At 65.6% G+C, this 20,848-nt stretch carries 20 protein-coding genes and 1 tRNA gene; 11 read left to right on the top strand and 10 right to left on the bottom strand.

Annotated features, from left to right (window positions below):
* The first annotated feature begins 115 nt into the window (after nt 1-115).
* The 6 genes from ACNA7R_RS02495 to ACNA7R_RS02470 all read left to right on the top strand — a co-directional run bounded on the left by ACNA7R_RS02495 (nt 116) and on the right by ACNA7R_RS02470 (nt 5,618).
* Nucleotides 116-1,027, top strand: a complete 912-nt coding sequence (locus ACNA7R_RS02495) for an ABC transporter ATP-binding protein (RefSeq protein WP_416281959.1) — start codon at nt 116-118, stop codon at nt 1,025-1,027.
* A gap of 61 nt (nt 1,028-1,088) precedes the next feature.
* Complete coding sequence (gene sufB, locus ACNA7R_RS02490; RefSeq protein WP_416281958.1) at nt 1,089-2,519, top strand: Fe-S cluster assembly protein SufB; 1,431 nt, start codon at nt 1,089-1,091, stop codon at nt 2,517-2,519.
* Between the two features lies 1 nt (nt 2,520).
* A complete protein-coding gene (gene sufD, locus ACNA7R_RS02485) occupies nt 2,521-3,741 on the top strand; it encodes a Fe-S cluster assembly protein SufD (protein WP_416281957.1) in 1,221 nt (406 codons plus the stop codon).
* 80 nt (nt 3,742-3,821) lie between these two features.
* Nucleotides 3,822-4,595, top strand: coding sequence for a hypothetical protein (locus ACNA7R_RS02480; RefSeq protein WP_416281956.1), 774 nt, complete (start codon nt 3,822-3,824; stop codon nt 4,593-4,595).
* A gap of 32 nt (nt 4,596-4,627) precedes the next feature.
* Nucleotides 4,628-5,122, top strand: coding sequence for a ferritin-like domain-containing protein (locus ACNA7R_RS02475; RefSeq protein WP_416281955.1), 495 nt, complete (start codon nt 4,628-4,630; stop codon nt 5,120-5,122).
* Between the two features lie 67 nt (nt 5,123-5,189).
* A complete protein-coding gene (locus ACNA7R_RS02470; protein WP_416281954.1) occupies nt 5,190-5,618 on the top strand; it encodes a metal-dependent transcriptional regulator in 429 nt (142 codons plus the stop codon).
* Nucleotides 5,619-5,654: 36 nt separating this feature from the next.
* On the opposite strand, the gene ACNA7R_RS02465 is transcribed toward ACNA7R_RS02470, so the two are convergent.
* From ACNA7R_RS02465 to ACNA7R_RS02455, 3 genes are all read right to left on the bottom strand, one after another.
* Nucleotides 5,655-7,442 (bottom strand): phospholipase D-like domain-containing protein, encoded by a 1,788-nt coding sequence (locus tag ACNA7R_RS02465; RefSeq protein WP_416281953.1) that lies wholly within the window; start codon nt 7,440-7,442, stop codon nt 5,655-5,657.
* A 33-nt stretch (nt 7,443-7,475) separates the two neighbouring features.
* A complete protein-coding gene (locus tag ACNA7R_RS02460) occupies nt 7,476-8,993 on the bottom strand; it encodes a HEAT repeat domain-containing protein (RefSeq protein ID WP_416281952.1) in 1,518 nt (505 codons plus the stop codon).
* A gap of 66 nt (nt 8,994-9,059) precedes the next feature.
* Nucleotides 9,060-9,791 (bottom strand): protein sorting system archaetidylserine synthase, encoded by a 732-nt coding sequence (locus tag ACNA7R_RS02455; RefSeq protein ID WP_416281951.1) that lies wholly within the window; start codon nt 9,789-9,791, stop codon nt 9,060-9,062.
* Between the two features lie 213 nt (nt 9,792-10,004).
* Here ACNA7R_RS02455 and ACNA7R_RS02450 point away from each other — a divergent pair, with 213 nt between their 5' ends.
* Nucleotides 10,005-10,445, top strand: coding sequence for a cupredoxin domain-containing protein (locus ACNA7R_RS02450; protein WP_416281950.1), 441 nt, complete (start codon nt 10,005-10,007; stop codon nt 10,443-10,445).
* A gap of 47 nt (nt 10,446-10,492) precedes the next feature.
* On the opposite strand, the gene ACNA7R_RS02445 is transcribed toward ACNA7R_RS02450, so the two are convergent.
* The 6 genes from ACNA7R_RS02445 to ACNA7R_RS02420 all read right to left on the bottom strand — a co-directional run bounded on the left by ACNA7R_RS02445 (nt 10,493) and on the right by ACNA7R_RS02420 (nt 16,639).
* Nucleotides 10,493-11,134 (bottom strand): 30S ribosomal protein S3ae, encoded by a 642-nt coding sequence (locus tag ACNA7R_RS02445; RefSeq protein ID WP_416281949.1) that lies wholly within the window; start codon nt 11,132-11,134, stop codon nt 10,493-10,495.
* The gene (locus ACNA7R_RS02440) at nt 11,131-11,415 is read right to left on the bottom strand and encodes a KEOPS complex subunit Pcc1 (protein ID WP_416281948.1); all 285 of its coding nucleotides are present in this window, start codon (nt 11,413-11,415) and stop codon (nt 11,131-11,133) included. Before ACNA7R_RS02440 ends, ACNA7R_RS02445 begins: the two co-directional genes overlap by 4 nt.
* Nucleotides 11,412-12,590, bottom strand: a complete 1,179-nt coding sequence (locus ACNA7R_RS02435) for an exonuclease (RefSeq protein WP_416281947.1) — start codon at nt 12,588-12,590, stop codon at nt 11,412-11,414. The genes ACNA7R_RS02440 and ACNA7R_RS02435 overlap by 4 nt, the downstream gene beginning before the upstream one ends.
* Before the next feature lie 3 nt (nt 12,591-12,593).
* The gene (locus tag ACNA7R_RS02430; protein WP_416281946.1) at nt 12,594-13,061 is read right to left on the bottom strand and encodes a 30S ribosomal protein S15; all 468 of its coding nucleotides are present in this window, start codon (nt 13,059-13,061) and stop codon (nt 12,594-12,596) included.
* A gap of 213 nt (nt 13,062-13,274) precedes the next feature.
* Nucleotides 13,275-14,897 (bottom strand): long-chain-fatty-acid--CoA ligase, encoded by a 1,623-nt coding sequence (locus ACNA7R_RS02425; RefSeq protein ID WP_416281945.1) that lies wholly within the window; start codon nt 14,895-14,897, stop codon nt 13,275-13,277.
* Between the two features lie 101 nt (nt 14,898-14,998).
* Nucleotides 14,999-16,639: a long-chain-fatty-acid--CoA ligase gene (locus ACNA7R_RS02420; RefSeq protein WP_416281995.1), complete on the bottom strand. Its 1,641-nt coding sequence runs from the start codon at nt 16,637-16,639 to the stop codon at nt 14,999-15,001.
* Nucleotides 16,640-16,844: 205 nt separating this feature from the next.
* On the opposite strand from ACNA7R_RS02420, the gene ACNA7R_RS02415 reads away from it, so the two are divergent.
* Nucleotides 16,845-16,916: transfer RNA gene (locus tag ACNA7R_RS02415), tRNA-Ala, on the top strand.
* 211 nt (nt 16,917-17,127) lie between these two features.
* Here ACNA7R_RS02415 and ACNA7R_RS02410 read toward each other — a convergent pair.
* Nucleotides 17,128-17,985 (bottom strand): hypothetical protein, encoded by an 858-nt coding sequence (locus tag ACNA7R_RS02410; RefSeq protein WP_416281944.1) that lies wholly within the window; start codon nt 17,983-17,985, stop codon nt 17,128-17,130.
* Nucleotides 17,986-18,315: 330 nt separating this feature from the next.
* On the opposite strand from ACNA7R_RS02410, the gene ACNA7R_RS02405 reads away from it, so the two are divergent.
* The 3 genes from ACNA7R_RS02405 to ACNA7R_RS02395 all read left to right on the top strand — a co-directional run.
* A complete protein-coding gene (locus ACNA7R_RS02405; RefSeq protein WP_416281943.1) occupies nt 18,316-19,119 on the top strand; it encodes a CHRD domain-containing protein in 804 nt (267 codons plus the stop codon).
* Nucleotides 19,120-19,790: 671 nt separating this feature from the next.
* Nucleotides 19,791-20,021 (top strand): hypothetical protein, encoded by a 231-nt coding sequence (locus ACNA7R_RS02400; RefSeq protein ID WP_416281942.1) that lies wholly within the window; start codon nt 19,791-19,793, stop codon nt 20,019-20,021.
* Between the two features lie 640 nt (nt 20,022-20,661).
* A partial coding sequence (locus ACNA7R_RS02395; RefSeq protein WP_416281941.1) for a hypothetical protein occupies nt 20,662-20,848 on the top strand: 187 nt, incomplete at its 3' end.

Here is a 20,848-nt window from a genome sequence, read left to right as displayed (position 1 = left end):
ATCGCTCCTCGTCGCTTCTCGTTCGGTGAAATATTCTTGGTTATTCGAAACCGTATCCAATCGCATACGAAACCGTTATCAGGCGGACGACCCACGGTTCACACGACAGACTACTATGGCACGCCTCGAACTACGCAACCTGCACGCGGAAGTGGCGGACGGTGACGAGAAGATCCTCGAGGGCGTCGACCTCGAGGTCGAGTCGGGCGAGATCCACGCCCTGATGGGGCCCAACGGCTCCGGGAAGTCGACGACCGCGAAGGTCATCGCCGGCCACCCGGCCTACGAGGTCACCGAGGGCGAGGTCCTGATCCACCTCGAGGAAGACGAGTTCGGCGAGGATATCGAGATCGACGAGGACCAGCGCACCTGGAACCTGCTCGAACTCGAGCCCAACGAGCGCGCAGCACTGGGCGTCTTCCTGGGCTTCCAGTACCCCGCCGAGATCGAGGGCGTCACGATGACGAACTTCCTCCGCACGGCGCTGAACGCCAAGATCGAGGAGCGCGAGGAGCTCTTCGAGGACGAGGACGAAGCGGAAGCAGAAGAGGAGGAGGACGAAGGCTTCGAGACGTCGCCGATGGAGGGCGACGTCGACGAAGGTGAGGTCGGCGTCGCCGAGTTCCAGCAGATCCTCCAGGAGAAGATGGAGCAGCTGGACATGGACGAGCGGTTCGCCCAGCGATACCTCAACGCCGGCTTCTCCGGCGGGGAGAAGAAACAGAACGAGGTCCTCCAGGCCGCCATCCTCGAGCCGTCGGTCGCCGTCTTAGACGAGATCGACTCCGGGCTCGACATCGACCGCCTGCAGGACGTCTCGAACGGGATCAACGCCCTGCGCGACGAGCAGGGCACCGGGATCCTCCAGATCACCCACTACCAGCGCATCCTCGACTACGTCGAGCCCGATCACGTCCACGTGATGCTCGACGGCCAGATCGCAAAGAGTGGCGACGCCTCGCTCGCCGAGGAGCTCGAGGACAAGGGGTACGACTGGGTCCGCGAAGAGGTCTACGGCACGGCGTAACCGGATTCGACTAGAACAACCGTAATAACGCTACAGCCGTAAACACGAATACATACCAATTATGAGTTCCGAACAAGACCACCTCAAAGAAACCGACACCGAGGCGCGCTTCGAGTTCAAGAAGGAGCAGAACGCCGCCGTCAAGTCCGACAAGGGCCTGACCGAAGAGGTCATCCGGATGATCTCGGATGACAAGGACGAGCCCGACTGGATGCTCGAGCGGCGTCTGCGCGCGCTCAAGCAGTACCAGAACATGCCGATGCCGACCGACTGGCCCGGTCAGCCGGACCTGACCGAACTCGACATCGAGGAGATCGTTCCCTACATTCGCCCGGACGTCGACAAGCGCGAGGGCGTCGACGACTGGACCGAACTCCCCGACGAGATCAAGGACACCTTCGACAAGCTGGGCATCCCGGAAGCCGAGAAGAACGCCCTCTCGGGCGTCGGCGCCCAGTACGAGTCCGAAGTCGTCTACCAGAACATGCAGGAGCAGTGGGAGGAGAAGGGCGTCATCTTCATGAACATGGACCGCGCGGTCCAGGAGCACCCCGAGCTCGTCAAGGAGCACTTCATGACGACCTGCGTCCCCCCGAGCGACAACAAGTTCGCCGCGCTCCACGGCGCCGTCTGGTCGGGCGGCTCGTTCGTCTACGTCCCCGAGGACGTCACCGTCGAGATGCCCGTCCAGGCGTACTTCCGGATGAACTCCGAGGGGATGGGCCAGTTCGAGCACACGCTCATCATCGCCGAGGAGGGCTCGGAGGTCCACTACATCGAGGGCTGTTCCGCGCCGAAGTACGGCACCCACAACCTCCACAGCGGGGGCGTCGAGGTGTTCGTCGGCGAAGACGCCCACGTTCAGTACTCGACCGTCCAGAACTGGTCGAAGAACACGTTCAACCTCAACACCAAGCGTGCGATCTGTGAGGAGAACGCGACGATGGAGTGGGTCTCCGGCAGCATGGGCTCGAAAGCGACCATGCTCTATCCGTGTACGATCCTCAAGGGTCGCGGCTCGACGGACACCCACATCACCATCGCCTTCGCGGGCGAGGGCCAGGACATCGACACCGGCGCGAAGGTCTACCACAACGCGCCCGAGACGTCCTCGACCATCGAGTCGAAGTCGATCTCGAAGGACGGCGGCCGCACCAACTACCGCGGTCTCGTCCACATCGCCGATGGCGCCGAGAACTCCTCGACCGCCGTCGAGTGTGACGCGCTGATGTTCGACAACGAGTCGACCTCCGACACCATGCCGTACATGGAGATCGAGGAGTCGAAGGTCGACGTCGCCCACGAGGCGACCGTCGGCAAGATCGGCGACGAGGACATCTTCTACCTCCAGTCCCGTGGACTGGACGACGACGACGCCAAGAAGATGATCGTCGCCGGCTTCATCGAGCCGATCACGGAGGAACTGCCGATCGAGTACGCGGTCGAACTCAACCGCCTCATCGAACTCGAGATGGAGGGGAGCCTCGGATAATATGAGCGCAGGAACACAGGTACACGCCAATCTGACCGAAGAACAGGTACGCCAGATCTCCGACGGGCTGGACGAGCCCGAGTGGCTGCTCGAGACCCGTCTCGAGGCGCTCGAGGCGCTCGAGGAGCTCGACATGCCCGACGTCATCCGGACGCCGGGTCGCGACTGGACGAACCTCCACGAACTCGACTTCGAGTCGCTCGTCGATCCGCTGAACGCGGCGGAGAACAAGGATCAGGTCGGCCCCGACGAGGTCGACGTCCTCCCCTGGAGCGAGGCCGTCCAGGAACACGAGGAGCTCCTGCAGGAGCAGTTCGGCTCCGTCGTCGACCCCCAGGAGAACTACCTGACGGCGCTGTCGACGGCGCTGTTCAGCACCGGGACCGTGATCCACGTCCCCGAGGGCGTCGACGCCGAGGACGTGACGATCCGGACCGAGCAGAACTCCAGTTCGCTGTTCAACTACACGCTCGTCGTCACCGAGGAGTCCTCCTCGGTCACGATCATGGAGCGTCAGTCGACCGGCGAGGAGGCCGAGGAGCAGTACTATAGCGGGATCGTCGAGGTCGTCGCCGGCGAGAACAGTTCGGTTCAGTACGGCAGCCTCCAGAACCTCTCGGAGGAGGCGTACAACTTCGCGCTCAAGCGCGGCGACGCCGACACCTACGCGACGATCAACTGGATCGAGGTCAACATCGGCACCCAGCTGACCAAGTCCGGCGTCTCGACGGAGCTCAACGGCGACTCCTCGGAGACCCAGATCGTCGGCGCCTTCTACGGCCACAACGACCAGCACTTCGACCTCGACGCGAAGGTCTGGCATCGCGCCGAGCACACGACGGCAGACCTCGTCACCCGCGGCGTGACCGACGACGTCGCCCGCTCGGTGTACGAGGGCGTCCAGGACGTCGGCCGCGACGCCTGGGACACCAGCTCCTACCAGCGCGAGAACACGCTGATGCTCTCGGACGAGTCCGAGGCCGACGCCTCGCCGAAGCTGATCATCAACAACCACGACACCGAGGCCAGCCACTCGGCAACGGTCGGCCAGATCGACCAGGAGGATCTGCTGTATATGACCTCCCGCGGCATCGATCCGCGCTCGGCGCGCAACATGCTCGTCGAAGGGTTCTTCGTGCCCGTGCTCGAGGAGATCGCGGTCGACGAGCTCCGGGAGGATCTCGAGGACCTCGTCGCGGCGCGGCTCCGAAAGCGCGACTAACGACGAGCGAGGCGGTTCGGACACGCCGTTTTCGTCCGTCTGACGAGCTTTTTTGTATCGAAGCCCGGTACCGATCGGTAATGCCGGGGCTGTCGGTGGCGTTCGACGCCGAGACGCTCGAGGAACTCGAGGCGGAGCGACGACTCCTGGGATTCGAGAGCCGGGATGCCTACGTCCGGTGGATCGTCGACCGGCGGGACGCGCTCGAGGAAACGGACGAAGAAGCGCCTCGAGCACCGGAGCCTGCTCGGTCCCGAACCGAAGCCGAGCCCGGAGTTTCGTCTCCGACCGAAGCGGACGCGGACGACTCGAGCCGATCGGCCGAGATCGTCGCGCAACTCGACGGAACCGGGGCGTCGCTGGTCCCGGAACGGGTTGTCAGGGTCCCCGAGGACGACATCGGCACGGACGCGACCGTCCTCGAGACCGTCCGGTTCGATCGCCTCGACGAACTCTCGCGGCGGGCGGTCGCCGAGACGCGCAGTCGGCTGGATCGGGACGTCGAGACGGGCCTCGAGTACCGATCGACGACCGACCTCGAGCGGAAGACGGTTCGGGTCGGCGCGGATCTCGTGGATCTCGAATCACTCTCGGTACCGGGGCGATCCGAGGAGCGGCGCGAGAAACGACGAACCGTCGCCGGGATCGCGATCGCGCTTCTACGAGACGAGGGACGGGCGAGGAAGGCGCGGTTCGTCGCCGAACTCTACGACATCCATCCCGCGGGCTACGAGACCGCCGACGGGTGGTGGAGGTTTCTCAAGGGCGCGTTCGATCAGGTCGACACGATCGAGGGTGGGAACGGGAGCCGCATCTGGCGGTACGTCGGCGACTCTCGGGATCGGGATGCCTGAAGTTAAGTAGCACGCTCACCGACGGTACGCGTATGAGTCTGGGACAGCGCGTCTCGAGCGACCACCAGCTCGCCCGACTCCTCCAGATCGGGGTCGTCCTGGAGGAGGTGGTCGAGTCGCGCGCCGCCCACCACCTCGAGTCGCTGCCGGCCGACGAGCGCGAGACGATCGACGACGAGGTGCGGGCGCTGCTCGCAGAAGCCGCCGAGGAGTCCGCCGAACACCGCGAGCGCCTCGAGACGCTGGTCGACGATCTCGACGCCGAGACGGTCGCCTACGAGGAGATCAACGCCCTGGTCGACGCACAGTACGGACCGCCCGAGGATACCGACGGCGTGCTCTACGATCAGCTCTGTAACGAGGAGACCGCCTACAAGTTCTACGACGATCTGATCGAGGCGATCGAGGCCTCCGACGGCGAGTTTGCCATCGACCGCGACCGGCTGCTCGAGACGCTGTCCGACATTCGCGAGGAGGAACGGGAGGGCGTCGAGGAGGTAACCGAGATCATGGAGCGCAGAGCATGATCGGCGCCCGGAGCGAGCGGCGACGACCGACGGATCGCAGCCAGACCGACACCGACGGAGGGACGCGATGAACACTGCAGACCAGTATCTCAAGGCGATATACCTCGCACAGCGCATCGACGACGGTCCGGCCTCGACCGGCACGCTCGCGGACCTGCTCGAGGTCAGTCCGGCCAGCGTCAACGAGATGATCGGCAAGCTCGAGGAGCGCGGCCTGGTCGAACACGAGAAGTACAAGGGAGCGAGCCTGACCGATGAGGGTCTCGAGCGCGCCCACGACGCCCTCCAGACCTACTGCATCATCGAACGGTTCCTCGCGAACGTCCTCGAGGTCGAGGAGTTCCGGGAGGAGGCCCACGCCCTCGAGGCGGTGATCGACGACACCGTCGCGGACCGGCTCGACACGATCATCGACCGTCCCGAGGAGTGTCCGGACTGTTTCGACCCCGAGGCGGACTGCTGTAAGTACCTCGAGGTACCCGGCCGAGCGGACTAACGCTTGTCGGCGCGGCGTTTCGAACGCGGGCCGGAGCTATTCCGACCCGAACCGCACGTATCGGTGGCCGACGGCCGCAGCGCAAGCGAGCGCAGCGACGACCGCGAGGGACAGTTCGAACGGCAGCGACCAGCTCTCGCCGTCCCAGTCGCTCTCGAAGACGTCCGCGTAGTACGACGCCGCCTCCGGGCCGTGTAAGGCGAGCAACACCTCGCGGTTGTTTCGCAGCGAGTTCTCGTTCCAGTTCGCGCTGCCGACGACGGCGACCTCGCGGTCGATCACGATCCCCTTCGCGTGTACCTTCTCGAACGCGTCGGTGTCGTCGACGAGCCTGACCTCGAGCGACAGGCCCTCTTCCTCGGCCGTGCGCTCGAGGTCGGCCGCCAGCGCCTCGTGTTCGTCCTCGACGTACCACGACGAGTCGAGCAGGATTCGAACGTCGACACCCCGTCGAGCCGCCTCGAGGGTCGCCTCGAGCAGGGAGACGTCGTCGGCAACGGTGGCCTGCTTGATCAGGATCTCGTCGTCGGCGTCGGCGAGCAGCTCCCGTAGCCGCGGCTCGGCGTTCTCCGGCGCGAGCAGGAGTTCGGCCGTCTCGACCGGCACGGTCTCGGCCCCGTGACTCGTCGAAAACTCGCGGGGCGGCGGGGAGTCGTCCTCGACGAACGAGGTGTCGGCCCGAAAGCTCGCCCCCGATTCGGTGTCCCAGCCCTCGAAATCCGCGCGGAAGACGGCGGCCAGCTCGTCGGCGAGTGGACCGTCCTCGAGACGGACGCCCCAGCCGCGACTCGACTCGCCACCGATTCCCGAGGGCTTCCAGTTCTCGCTCGTTACGAGGACCGACCCGTCCGCGACCGCGTACTTCGGATGGTGAAACCGGTAGCGCGCCCCTTCGCCGCCGAGGACCCGAACGTCGACGCCGCCGCGCTCGAGCGTCTCGATGACGTCCGCGGTCGCTACAGGGGTACCGCCGACGGGTCCCGACTCGAGCAGTACCGCCACGTCGACGCCCCGGTCGGCGGCCGCGACGAGGTCGTCGGCGACGTCGTCGTCGGTGAACGTGTAGCCGGCCAGCAGGAGTCGGTCGTCGGCCTCGCGGATCGTCTCCCGCGGGACGTCGGGGCTGTCGGGGAGGACGAACGCGGTCGCCTCGTCGACATCGGCGGTCGACGCCGGGAGACAGGTCGCGTCCCGGGGCCACCACTCGCCGCTGGCGGAAGCGCCGTCGGTCGACTCGCCGTCGCCGGCCCCGGGCGTTCGGTACCACCGCTCGGCCGTCGGTGCGCGGTCGTAGGTCACCGCGTCCACCGTCCGGTTCCCGGCTCGAAGCTCGAGTTCGTCCCCGTCGGCGGCGAGTCGCACGGTTCCCTCGAGTTCGGCGACCGGATCGTCGGTCAGCTCGCGGGTTTCCTCGGGGTCGGTCGTGAGCGCGATCCGTCCGGAAACCGTCTCGTTCGGGAGTCGTGCGGTCGTATGGCCGTCGGTGAGCGACCAGTTCTCGAGATCAGTTCCTGGGGGCGTCTCGACGACGAGATACTCGCCGACGTTTCCGTGTGTCGTCGGGTTCGGGTAGAGCTCGACGATTCGAGGCTGGGATCTGACGTCAGGGTCGCCGCTCCCGACCGAGCCGTTCGGAATCGGGCAGGTGAGGTCGGTGTTGACCTCGTCGGACGAGGACGCGACGGACGGCTGCGGGTGTTCTGCGTGAGAATCAGCGACGCCCGGCTCGGGGGTCGCGTCGGCGCCGAACGCCGTCGCGAGCGGGAGTCCGAGGCCGGCAACGAGCACCAGCGTCGCGGCGAGCGCGACTCGTCGACGGACCATCGGTCCGTCTGGCCGCGGCTTCGTACCTAAAGGTCAGGCTGCGGGCTCGAGGTCGGCCCGTTCGGCCTCGGCCTGGACGAGGTAGGCGCGGTCGTCGGCGTAGTCGGCGACGACCTCGAGTGCGTCCTCCGTGCCGATCTGGTTGAGCGCCCAGGCGGCGCTGGCCCGAACGCGGTCGGCGTCGTCGTCCTCGAGGACGTCGGCAAGCGGCTCGATGGCCCGGGTGTCACCGATCAGCCCGAGCGAGCGCGCGGCGTTGCTGCGAACCGCGGGGTTGTCGTTGGTCGCGAGCTCCTCGGCGATCGGTTGCACGGCGTCCTCGGCGCCGATCTCGCCCAGCGCCCTGAACGCAGGGCGTTGGAGCTGGATGTTCGAGTCGACGTAGTCGAGCAGCGTGTCGACGACCTCCTCGTCGTCGGCGCCGATCTTCCCGAGGATGCTCATCGCCTTGGTGTCTCGGCGGTTGGCCTTCTGGATCATCGGGTCGATGGCCTCCTCGCGGCCCATTCGCTCGAGGGCTTCCATGCAGTGTTCCTCCATGAACTCCGAGCCCAGCGAGTCGAGCGCCAGCAGGATCATGTCGACGTTGCCGCGCTTCTCGTGGACTTTGAGGGCGTGCCACTCCGGGGGGAAGTCCTTGACATGGTCGAGCACGTCGTAAAAGCCCTCGCGGCGGAGCTGCTCGCGGACCTTCAGGTCGGTCCACTCGGTGGCCTCCTCGACCCCGTCCTCGAGGTCGTCGGTCGCCTCGAGCAGGGCGGCGATCGTCTCGGCGTCCTCGTCGGGGTCGAGGTCGGCGTCCTCGACGGCGTCGGTGACCTCCTCGAGCGTCGCGGCGAGTCGTTCCGGGACGCCCTCGTCCTCGTCGGGAACGTCCTCGCGCAGCTCGGCGCTCTCGGTCGGTTCGAGGTCGTCGGGGACCGCGACGGACGCGCCGAGCAGGTCGTTCGCCTCCGCGACGAACGCCTCGACGGGATCGATCAGCTCCTCCTCGCCCTCGATCGTCCAGCGGGTGCCGGTGATCGTCCCGGCGACGCCGTTTATCTCCCCGATCACGTCCTCGGCGTAGGGACCGCGCTGGTCCTCGAGGTCGTCCTCGAGGTCGTCGAGAGCGTCCTCGATCTCGTCGTAGCGGTCCTGGAGCTCCTCCTCGGGGTGGACGACGTCTTCGTCCTCGTCTTCGTCGTCGTCCTCCTCGGGCGGGTCGGGGATTTCGACCTCCTCGAGTTCCTCGCGGAACGCCTCGAGTTTCGGCTCGACCTCGTCGAGGTCGTCCTCGGTCTCGGCGGCCTCGAGTTCGGCCTCGAACTCCTCGATCTGGGTCTCGAAGGCGTCGAACTGGCCGCGGATCGCCTCGAGTTCGTTCGCGTCCTCGTCCAGGTCTTTCTCGTCCTCTGCCTCCTCGGTCTCGTCTTCCGCTTCTTCCCCGGCTTCGGGGTCCTCTCGGTCCTCCGTTTTTTCCGCTTCGGATTCTTCTCCGTCGGCCGTCGTCTCCTGTTCGTCCGGCTCTTCTGCCGGCTCCTCGTCACCGTTCGCCTCGTCCTCGCTCATGGAATCACCCGGGGACGACACCGACGCGTGACTTCGTTCATACGTACAGGTCGTGTCAGCACGTTCCTAAGCGTTTCCATGCAGGTCGGTTTCGGCTCGAGGGGGGTCAGGCCGCCAGTAGAGCCAGGGGCTCAGCGTCATGTACGCGATCCCGAGGGTCAACAGGGCGTAGGGGAAGGTCCGGCCGGCGGCCGTCGGGACGAGGATCGCCAGCGCGTGGACGACCCCCATGATGGCGGCGTCTCGAGCGAGCAGGTCGGGATAGGGGATCCGCGAGACCATCAGGTACGTGAAGGCGGCCGTGATCGCCAGAATGAGCACGGGCGCGTCGGCGGGGTCGCCCGCGAGGATGGCGGCGCCGATGATCGTCGCGGCCAGCGTCGTCTGGACGCCCTCCGTGTAGCTACCGGCCGTGTCGTAGGCGGTGTACAGCCCCAGCCGGGTGACGGCCATCGCGACGAACAGCGCACAGATCGCCGTGACCACGAGCAACTCGGCGGTAACGGCGTCGAAACCCAATCCGAGCCCGTCGCTGACGACGACGAACGCGAGGACGGCGGGGGCGACGGCGAAGGAGGCGACGTCGGCCAGCGAGTCGAGGTAGGGCCCCGCCTCGGTGCCGCCGTAGCGGCGCGCGAGCAGCCCGTCGAGGCCGTCGGCGATCGCCGCGAGCAGGATCAGCCGCGCCGCAAGTTCGATGTCGACGAACGCGACGACGATCGCGACGAACCCCAGCGCCGCGTTGGCGATCGTCACCGCGTCCGCGATACCCAGTCGTCCGACGAACCGCGGAAGCATACGTTCGATACGGGAGGCCGATACCTTACGTGTTTTCGTTTCGGTGGAATAATCGCTGATTCGAAGTGGCGAGTTCCCGACTCCGGCGTCCTCGATTCGAGAGCCGAAGCCGACGGCGGGAGTTCCGCGGCTCGCGAACGTGTTCGCCACTGAGCCGCCCCGTTCGAGAATCGAACCGGACCCGTTATACCGCGACCGTCCTAACGCTCGCGTATGCACCGGCGCGTCTACCTTGCCGCCGTCGGGACCGCCGCCTCGGCCGGGCTGGCCGGCTGTTCGTCCGTCCTCAGCGTCCTCGAGGACGACGACGGTCCGTGTGCCGGCGACGAGTGTGATATCGGGATGAGTCGCAACGAGTTCCTCCCCGAAACCTACACCGCGAGCGTCGGCGACACCGTCGTCTGGAAGAACACGAGCGGCGCCGACCACACCGTCACCGCCCTCGAGAACCAGATTCCCGACGAGGCCGACTACTTCGCCAGCGGCGGCTACGAGGACGAGGACACGGCGATCGACGCCTGGCACGAGTACCGCGGCGGGCGACTCAGCACCCGCGACACCTACGAACACACCTTCGAGGTTCCCGGAACCTACACCTACATCTGCGAACCCCACGTCAAGGGCGGCATGATCGGCGAGATACTCGTCGAGTAGCCGTCGCTTCTCGACCGAGCGCAGAAAAATCGAACTCGAGCGTCGCGTCAGTTCTCGGCTGCGACGTCTTCCTCGTCGACGTCGACGGAGGTCGCTTCCTCCTCGGCGACTTCCTCGGGGTGGGCCTCGAGGGTGGTCTTCTGGATCTCGACGCGGCGAAGCGGGTAGATCGTCTTGGCCTCGCCGTAGATCGCCGAGGAGAGTCGGCCCTCGACGATGCTGTCGATGAGCTCGTCGAAGGTCCGCTCTGCGGCGGCCTCCTCGACCATCCGGACCATCTGCTCGCGGATGGCTTTCTCCTGGCTCGCGTCTGCCTTCTTGGTCGTGAAGGCGACGGGCTGGACCTGGACGCGGTAGTCGTCGGTCGTAAGGACCGTCACGTAGGCCTCGACCTTCGAGGCACCGCGGCGGACGAGCGAGCGCAGGTAGTCGCGGGTCAGGGCGTGTTCCTGAAACTCCGTGTACGCCGCGTCGCTGCCGACGTCGGTGACCTTGAAGGTCAGCTTCGTGTTATTCTCGCTGGCGTTGTCCGTTATCTCGCCGAGCGTCGTTTCGATGGTGCGGTCGTAGACTTTCTCCGGTTCGTCGGCGGGGGTCTCACCGAGTTCCTTGCGATCGAACTGCTCGGGCGCGAGGATGGTGTACCACCGCTTTTCCTGTTTCGTGCGTGAAACCGATCGTTCACTCATAGTTGGGTGTTATCTGGGGTGTCGGACACAGTGCCCGTGTCCGTCGGGTGTGCGTGCTGTGCGACCTCGATCGCGACCGCGAGGTTGACCACGTAGTCGTCGACCGTCGACTGCAGCCCCGACGTCGTCTCGCGTTCGATCCGGGTGACGACCGCGTCGTCGCTCGAGGGAGCGTCGTCGTCGACCGTCGTCTCCATCTCGTCGGTGTTGTCCGGTGCGATCGAACGCGCGATCAGCGCCGGATCGTCGTGGGTCGTCCGGATCGTCGCTCGTCGGCTCATCTGAACTCCCTCGTGGTCGCGATGATCGTCGAGTCGTCCGTCTTGGGGTCGTACCGCAGGTAGCCTCGCCGTCGGCCGTCGTCATACTCGAGTCCGTCGACGTCACCCTCGAGCGATCTGGCGATCGCCTCGGTCGTCGCGCCGAGCGAGTCGTCCGCGCGGGTCGCGAGCGCGGCCTCGCCGTCGCCGACGACCAGGACGGTCGATTCCGGCGACCGGTAGGCCACGGCGACCTCGGCGACCGTCTCGACGGGGCCGTCCTCGATCGCGAGGACGAACAGCCCGTCGTGTCGGCTGACCGAAGCGGAATCGAGCGCCGCGTGTGCGCGTCGGCCGTGGGTTCGCCAGGCCTCGAGCGCGGCTCGATCGACGCCGTGGCCCATCGCGAGCGCGACGCCGGTTCCCGGTTCGGTTCGGGCCGTCGCCGCCAGCACGTCGGCGTAGCCGCCGACGGTCGCGAACGACCCCTCCGGCGTCGCGTACGGCTTCAGCGCGCGCCCGATCGATCGGGCGCTCGCCTCGACCGCGTCCTCGTCACCGACCGCATCCAGCGCGACCAGCGAGCCGATCGCCCGGTGATCGTCGACCTCGAGCGCGTCGGGTTCGGGAACGTCGAGTTCCGAAAGCGCGTCCCGGACCGCGTCCGGGTCGCCGGACCACGGCGCGCGAACGCGCGTCGAGTGTGCGAGGCCGTCGACCGGATCCGCGGTCGGCACCGCGACTCCGGGTCGCCGATCGACGAGACCGCGATCGCGAGCGGTCTCGAGCATCCACTCGCTCTCGCCGGCACCGGGATCGCTCCCGGCCGCGACGAGTCCCGCGAGCGCGAGGACGGGGTCGGGCGCTCCGCCCAGCCCGCGAACGAGTTCGACGGCCTCGAGCGTGGCGGCTCTGTCGGCCGCCGCAAGCCGAGTCGCCTCGAGGTCGGGGTCGGCGCTGCCGACGACGATCGTCGCGTCGTCGGTCTCGGGTTCGCCGATCGTCGCCCGTTCGGTTCGTTCGGCGACGGTGCGGCCGACGGTTACCTGGAACGGCGTTCCGCGCTCGCGAATCGCCCGCGCGAGCAGCCCGGTCGCCGCGAGCGCGTCGCCGTCGGCGCTGGCCACGAGCCGGACGAAGCCGGCGCTCTCGAGGGGGGCTAGCGTCGCGTCGGCGGTTCGACCCTCGGTGGACATTCCTTACTCCTCGAGGAGCTCGACCGCCACGTCGTAGGAGTACTGGAAGTCGGCCTCAAGCTCGTCGCCGCGGTAGTAGTTGACCAAGCGACGGACCTTCGACTCGGTGTTCTGCAGGGCGCGCTTGTTCTGGTAGTCCTGGGGGTTCTCCCGGACGTGCTCGCGCAGGCGCACGGCGCGTTTCATCAGGCTGCGCAGGTCCTCGGGGATGTCGGCTTTCGCGTCGTTCTCTTCGAGGATCTCGGTGATCTTCTTGCCGGTCGCCAGCTTGACGTCCGGAACTGGGGTGCCCGTGACGCCCTCGTCGCGCAGCTTGATCCCGATCTGGCTGGGATCGTGGCCCTGCTCTGCCAGTTCGACGACGCGGGCTTCGATCTCGTCCGCGTCGACGTCGCTCCACTCCGGCGGTTCGTCTGCCGTCGGCTTGTCCGATCCGGACGAGCCGCGACGGCGGGTATGCATTCGTGCCATTGGTGAGGATAGGAACCGCACTGACCGCTCGAGTGTTCGACAGCCGGGGAGCCGGCTGTCCGTGCACTTCCGCAATCCCAAGCTGCCCGAAAGGATGGACAGCGAGTCGGATTTGCGGCCGTGCGCTTCCCACCGTCGCTACCGGGAGCAGCGACTAAAGGGTTGCGTCCTGCGGTGACCGCCTTCCGCTCCCGAAAACGCAGCCGTTCCGTGTCAGCCCTGTCCGACCATCGACTCCTCGTCCTCCCACTCCCGTTCGCGGAGTTCGTACTTTTGGATCTTGCCCGTCGCGGTCTTGGGGAGTTCGTCGACGAACTCGACCTGGTGGACCACCTTGTAGCCGGCGAGCCGCTCGCGGGTGTAGGCCGTCAGATCGTCCGCGGTTACGGGGGGGTTCTCCGGGTCGCCGTTGGCGGGGACGACGAACGCCTTCGGCGTCTCGCCCCACTTCTCGCTTGGCGCGGGGATGATCGCGACGTCGCCGACGTCGGGGTGGTCGAAGAGGGTGTCCTCGAGTTCGATGCTCGAGATGTTCTCCCCGCCCGAGACGATGATGTCCTTCTTGCGGTCCTGGATCGCCATCAGGCCGTCTTCGTTCACGACCGCCAGGTCGCCGGTGTGGAACCACCCTTCGCGTTTGTCGTCGAACGCCTCCTCGGTCTCCTCGGGTTTCTCCCAGTAGCCCTCCATCACCTGGTTGCCCCGGACGAGGATCTCGCCGATCGTCTCGTCGTCCCAGGGCACTTCGTTCCCGTCGTCGTCGACGACCTCGACCTCGGTCGCCAGCGGGGCGATCCCCTGGCGCTTCTTGAGGGCGAACCGTTCGTCGCTGCCCTCGTCGATCAGCCGCCGGGTCGCGGAGGTACCGATCAGGGGTCCGGTCTCGGTCGCGCCGTAGAGCTGGCGGAAGTGCCAGCCGAACTCGGTCTCGACGGTCTCGATGATGCTCTCGGGCGGGGCGGCACCGGCCGCGGTGACCCGCATCGGCGCGTCGCCGGTCGTCGGGACGTTCTCGTTCTCGAGGTACTCCTCGAACAGGGTGAGGACGGTCGGCGCACAGCAGAGGAAGGAGACGTCCTCCTCACGGATCTGCCGGAGGTTCGTCTCGGCGTCGGTCCCTCGCGTACAGACGTGTTTCGCGCCCATCCCCGTGATCGCGTAGATGTGTCCCCAGCCGTTGACGTGGAACATCGGCAGCGTCCAGAGGTAGACGTCGTCGTCGCGGATCTCGTGGTGGATCGTCACCAGCTGGGCGTGGAGCGACTCGGTCCGGTGGGTTCGCATGACCCCCTTGGGATCGCCCGTCGTCCCCGAGGTGTAGTTGATCGTGATGACGTCGTCCTCGCTCATCTCGGGGCGGTCGTAGTCGGGCGAGGCGTCCTCGATGAGCGCCTCGAAGTCCTCCCACTCGCCCTCACAGTCCTCGAGGGCGTCGGCGTCGGTCGCGATAAACGTCTCCGTCGGCACCTCGTCGCGAACGGCGTCGATCTTGTGGGCGTACTCGTAGTCCGCGACGACGGCGTCGACGCCCGCGTCCGAGAGCATGTACTCGTAATCATCGGGCGTCAGCCGGTAGTTCAACGGGGTGTGGATCGCTCCGAGCTGCATGATCCCGTAGGCCGACTCGAGGTGGTAGTGGGTGTTCGGATCGAGCACCGCCACCCGATCGCCCTTCTCGATGCCCCGCTCCTGGAGTACCGCGGAAAGGCGGTCGGCGCGGTCTCCGAACTCGTCGTAGGTGTAGCGTTCACCCGTCGTGGCGACGACGGCCTCTTCGTCGCCGTAGTACTTCCGTGCGCGGTCGAGAAAGTCGGTTACGAGGAGCGGAACCTCCATATACGATATCCTTGGATATCGTTCATTATACTCCTTGCGGATGGATCAATCGGTGTCGAGAGCGAAAGGCCGCGTTGGAACGCGAATCGAACCCGTTCGGCTTACTGCTGGCCGACGCGTCGCTCCGCGTCGTCCCAGTACTCCTCGCGGAGTTCGTACTTCTGGACTTTCCCCGTCGCCGTCTCCGGGAGATCCTCGACGATCTCGACGCTGGTGGGCTTCTTGTAGCCCGCGAGGTGGTCCGTGACGAAGTCGACGATCTCGTCCTCGGTCGGCTCGGCGTCCGCGCGGGGGACGATCAGCGCCTTCGGCGTCTCGCCCCACTGCTCGCTGGGGACGGGGATCACCGCCGCCTTCTGGACGGCCGGGTGGTCGTAGAGGACGTCCTCGAGTTCGATGCTCGAGATGTTCTCCCCGCCGGAGATGATGATGTCCTTCTTGCGGTCCTGGATCGCGACCATCCCGTCCTCGTCGATCGTCGCGAGGTCGCCCGTGTGGAAGTAGCCCTCGAGGCGCTCGGAGAACGCCTCCTCTGTCGCGTCGGGCTTGTTGAGGTACCGATCCATCACCTGGTTGCCCCGGACGACGATCTCGCCGATCGTCTCCCCGTCGCGGGGGACCTCCTCGCCGTCCTCGTCGACGACTCTGACGTCGGTACAGAGCGTTTCGGCGCCCTGCTTGATCTTGAGTTCGCGCCCGCGCTGGGCGAGCCGGCGCGGCGAGTTGCTGGTCGTGATGATCGGCGCCGTCTCCGTCAGCCCGTAGATGTGGATGATCCGCCAGTCGAACTCGTCCTCGACGGTCTCGATGGTCGCCGTGGCGGGGGCGCTGCCGGCGGTCGCGATCCGAACGTCGCGGTCACCGGTCGTCTCGAACGCTCCGGCGGTTTCACCGCCTTCGCCTCGCTGCCCCTCCGGCGCAGCGTGCTCGCCGTGGTACTGGATCAGCGAGTTCAGCACCGTCGGCGCGCCGCACATGAACGTGACGTCGTACTCTCGCACCCGATCGAAGACACCCTCGGCGTCGAAGGTGCGCTGGCAGACGTGGGTGCCGCCCGTGCCCGTGATCGCGTACGTGTGCCCCCAGCCGTTGCAGTGGAACATCGGCAGCGTCCAGAGGTAGTTGTCGTCGTCCCGGATCTCCATGTGCTGGTTCAGCACGAGGGCGTGCCAGTGTTCCGTGCGGTGGGTTCGGACGACACCCTTCGGGTCGCCCGTCGTCCCCGAGGTGTAGTTGATACTGGCGTCGTCGTCCTCGCCGATGTCGGGGCGGTCGGGTTCTTCGGCGGGCTGGCCGTCCAGGAACGTCTCGTAGTCGGTCCACTCCCCCTCGATCTCGTCGGCCCGGTAGCCGACGAACGTCTCGGCCGGGATCGAGTCGCGGATCGGCTCGACCTTCTCGGCGTAGTCGTAGTCGGCGATGAGGGTGTTCGCGGCACAGTCCCCGAGGATGTACTCGTACTCGCCGCTTGTCAGGCGGTAGTTCAACGGGACGAACACCGCCCCCAGTTTGTTCGTCGCGTACAGCGTCTCGATGAAGTAGTGGGTGTTCGGCGCCAGCAGCGCGACCCGGTCGCCCCGCTCGACGCCGCTCTCCTCGAGGGCGTGCGCCAGTTGGTTCACCCGCTCGTTCACCTCCGCGTAGGTGTACTCCGTCCCGTCGTGGGCGACGATACCCGTCACGTCGTCGTAGAGGTCGACGGCCCGGTCGAGGAAGTCCGTGGTCCGCATTGTCGTTTTTATGGTTCCCGTTCACACCCAACGGCAGTATCTGCCTAATCTTTTCTCATGGACGCGGGTGCCCGCCGGCGATTCGGCGCGCTCGAGGACTGCGACGCGATCGACAAGACCGGCGTGGCTCGAGATCACGTACCGTGCCCCTCCCCGCCGCTGTCGCCCGATATCGAGGGGTTTATACCGGTGTGTGCGAAAGTGGGAAGTGCAGAGAGGGCTCGTAGATCAGTGGTAGATCATCCCCCTGGCACGGGGAAGGCCCGGGGTTCAAATCCCCGCGAGTCCACTAATTTTGCGGCGAGCAATTCGCGAGCCGCAAATTCGTGATACGAGCGGGATTTGAACGAGACCAGTCGCAGCCGGGAAGCGAGCGCAGCGAGCGACCCGGAACGTCTGGGCGTAGTTCAACATCCCCGCGAGTCCACAACGGCGGTACCGGTACTGATCGACGGATCCGCTCAGGGTTCCAGTAACCTCGCTACGGTTTCGGTTGCGAGCTACTCGGCCTCGAGTTCGACGGTTAGCTCGTGGTCGCCGTCGTGAGTGTGCTCGACCGTCGTCGGTTCGTAGTCGGAGTGGTCGACTTCGATCGTGTACTCGTTCTCGTAGATCAGGTTGTGGTGGTACCCCTGTCCGCCGGTGATGCCCGTGAACTCGAGGGGGATGTCGGCCTCGTGGGGCTCACCTTCGCCGCTGACGACCGCGCCCGAGATCGGGTCGCCGTCGGCCCCGACGGCCCGGAGGACGAGCTCCGCGTGGTCGGGCGCCTCGGCCCCGGACGGGTCGTCGTCCGCGTCGGAGTCGTCGGTATCCACCTCGACGTCGAGTTCGGCCGTGACCTCGCTCGGGCCGTCGTGGGTGTGTTCGATCGTGGTCCCCTCGTAGTCGGGGTGGTCGATCTCGATCGTGTACTCGTTCTCGTAGATCACGTTGTGGTGGTACCCCTCCGATCCCGTCACGCCCGTGAACTCGAGGGGAATATCGGCGTCGTGGGGCTCTCCTTCCCCGACGACGAGCATCGCCTCGGCCGGATCGCCGTTGGCGTCGACGACCCGGAGGGTGAACTCCGCCAGTTCGGGTTTCTCCACTGCCTCGTCGTCCTCGTCGGATTCCTCCGCGGGCTCGTCGTCCTCAGCGTCCTCGTCGGGTTCCGCTTCCGCCTCGTCATCGTCGGTCTCGTCCTCGAGGCCGTCGGTCTCCGCGTCGTCTCCGTCGTCGACCTCGTCGGTTTCGTTCTCGTCGTTCGGTTCCGATCCGTCCGTGGACTCGTCGTCCGTACTACACCCTGCGAGGGCCGACATCCCGCCCGCCAAAACCAGAACGCGCCGTCGATTCCAACGGTCTTGGGTCGCCATGCCTACATCTTTGCGATAACGCGTATAGTTCTGACTGTTCGTCGAGAGGGCAGGTCCGATCCCTGTGGCTCGTGTGCTCGAGCCTCCGGAGGTGGCTCCCGAGGGCTCCGAACTGCGTCCGGTCGGTCGCCACTCCAGGAAACCCGCTTCGGGTCGGGGTCGCCCGCTCGACTCGCCGGACTGGAGTCGACGGCCGACCGTCGAACCGGGACGACAGGACGGATCGGCATCCCCGCAGATAGTATTAGATTGTCTGAAAGTCAGCCCTTTCCGTAAAATGGGTTTATCGGGTTTCGCAGAAATATCTCTGTCACTGTAGTTCAGCTATACATGACTGATGATCTCCGATCCAGGCGATGGGTGCTACGTGCGACGGGTGTAACCGTCGGTAGCGGACTCGCGGTGGGGACCGCAGGTGCAGATGCCGACGAGGAGACCGATCTCGAGGACCTCCCGACGACCTTCGTCGCGGAGCTAACCGACGAGTCGGTACCGCGGGCGGTCGAGACGAACGCCTGCGGAACCGCCACGTTCGAGGTCGACCTCGAAGAACGGGCCGTCCACTACGTAATCGACGTCGAGCACCTCTGTGACCCGACAGACGTATACGTCGGGTACGGGGCCGACGGCGAGAGCGGAGCGCGGTTCGTCCGGCTCTACCCCGAGGCCGACGGCGAACCGGCCGAAGGGCGGTTCGACGGAACCCTCGCGGAGGGGACCCTCACCGTCGACGAACTGCTCGAGGCGTTCGAGCGACACGATCTCGAGACGGTCGCGACCAAGCTGGCCGATCGGGAGATCTACGCCAGCGTGACTACCGAGGCGTATCCGGACGGCGAGATCCGCGGCCAGATCGTCCCCGAGGACCGCTCGCTCGAGGGGTCCGAAACCGACGGAGGGATGGACGCTGAGGAATCCGACGCCGAGGACTCCGAGACCGAAGGGACAGACGCCGAGGAATCCGAAACCGAAGAGGAAAACGCCGAAGAAGCCGACGAGGACGATACCGGACGGTCGGACGCTGAGGAACCCGACGTCGAGGAGGAAGACTCCGAGGAGGACGATCCCGAGGAACCGGTCTATCGGGCACCGGCGGACCCCGATGACGCGACGGACGACGAGGAGACGGATTGATCACTCCCTCGCCTGAAGGCGAGTGAACGCCGAGCCGATCGAATCGAAGGTATCCGTTTTCCGATCCCGATTCGCTTGACGCGGGTACGGACAGCTTTTGCCGACCGTACGTTTGCGACTCGCTTGCGTTCGACGCGTGCGGCCGTCACCCGTTTACCGTGTGCGTTCCGCGTCCGAACCAGCTTCGGGCCCGCTTTTTGAACTTTCCCTCGGAGATTGGCTCGAGCGGTGGCGATCGAGACCAGTTGTTCGACAGTTCCGAGGGACTCCTTCTCGGGGGACCGACCGAAGGGGTCGGTCCGACATCATATTTATTTTTGATGTTTCAACATCGGGAGTGATCGTGGATAAGGAGGCGACTTGCATTAGACGTATTATGGGAGTACAATCCGTCAAAACTCCGAATTATTCGCTTCCAGGCCTGCGATGGCCGATCGTTATAAATATCGGACAGTTGTCGGAACTCCTCTTCTGGAACCGTTTCGGTCGGACCGCTTCTCGAGAGAAGTCGCCGCAACCAGCAAACTCGTGTCGAAAGGTGCCGATGGCCATGTTTACTTCTCGTCTCAGCCCGAACGAAACGACGCCTCGGAGAGAACATTCTGTGTCGATACATTCAGAGTTCTGTAGTAGTTTGTCCAGATATACCGAAACGTGCGATTGCGCTCGCGATGACTCTGATGATGGCGCTTGCGGTTGTCAGTGGTGCCGGCGTGATTGCAGCCGACGAGGACTACGACGACGACGGCGAGACTATCGAAAACGGCGAAGAGGTCGACGAAGAGGACGCAAACGAGTCCGACAACGAGTCGGACGACGCGGTAACCGATGACGACGCCACCGACAGCGACGAGGCTGACGATGGCGATCACGAGAAGAAGTCGGACAAGAAGGACTGCTAACTGTCGCTACCCGCCTTCGATTGCGCTCGTCGCACGCTTTTTTGCAGTCTCGAGAACGAACCGGCGAGAGGCATCGCTCCGCGGTGACTCGAACTCGAGTCCGATATCTCCGATCGATCCGCCGCGATACGGAACGATTTGCTCCTCGACACGCGACCCCGACCCTGTCTCGAGCCGATTCGATCCGTGTGTTCGCCGGGTACGTGCAGCCTACTTCCGATCGGGCGGGCCTCTTGCCGATAGATTCCGCTCTACGATAGGACTACACGTCAGTAGAAACGAGGAGGAAGATCGTCAGCAACTACAGTTCAGAGTTCGAAAAGGGTGTTCTCCGTGTGACGGTCGTGTTACTCGTGTCCGCTACGATCTCGACGTTACACGAGAACTGTCTCGAGCGCGTACAGTGTCGCGAGTCGAGTAGTCCGACGCGTCGAACGGATCCCGACCAGCGCGTAAGCTCTATCTAGACGCCTCGGCGGTAGCTCCCGCTCGAGCGGAGATGAGTAGTCTGCAGATACTTACTATCCGGTCTCTGGTTAGCTGTTTTCGTGCACCCGGTGCGTGGCGACGCCGTGGTAGCCGCTTCGGGTGTGCAAAGCTACCCATGGTAAATATCTCAAAACGTGCGATTGCGCTCGTAATGGCGCTGATGATGGCGGTAGCCATCGTCAGCGGCGCTGGCGTGATCGCGACCGACGACGATTACGGTGAGGAGAAACCGGAAGACGATGTCGACAAAGAGGAAGTAGAAAAGGCCGACGACGAGGCTGACGAGAAGGCCGACGACGAGGCTGACGAGAAGGCCGACGACAAGGCTGACGAGAAGG

Source organism: Natronococcus sp., from assembly GCF_047921035.1.
Classification (GTDB): Archaea; Halobacteriota; Halobacteria; order Halobacteriales; family Natrialbaceae; genus Natronococcus.
The sequence above is the reverse complement of the archived record's forward strand: the minus strand, read 5'-3'. Positions and strand labels throughout refer to the sequence as shown.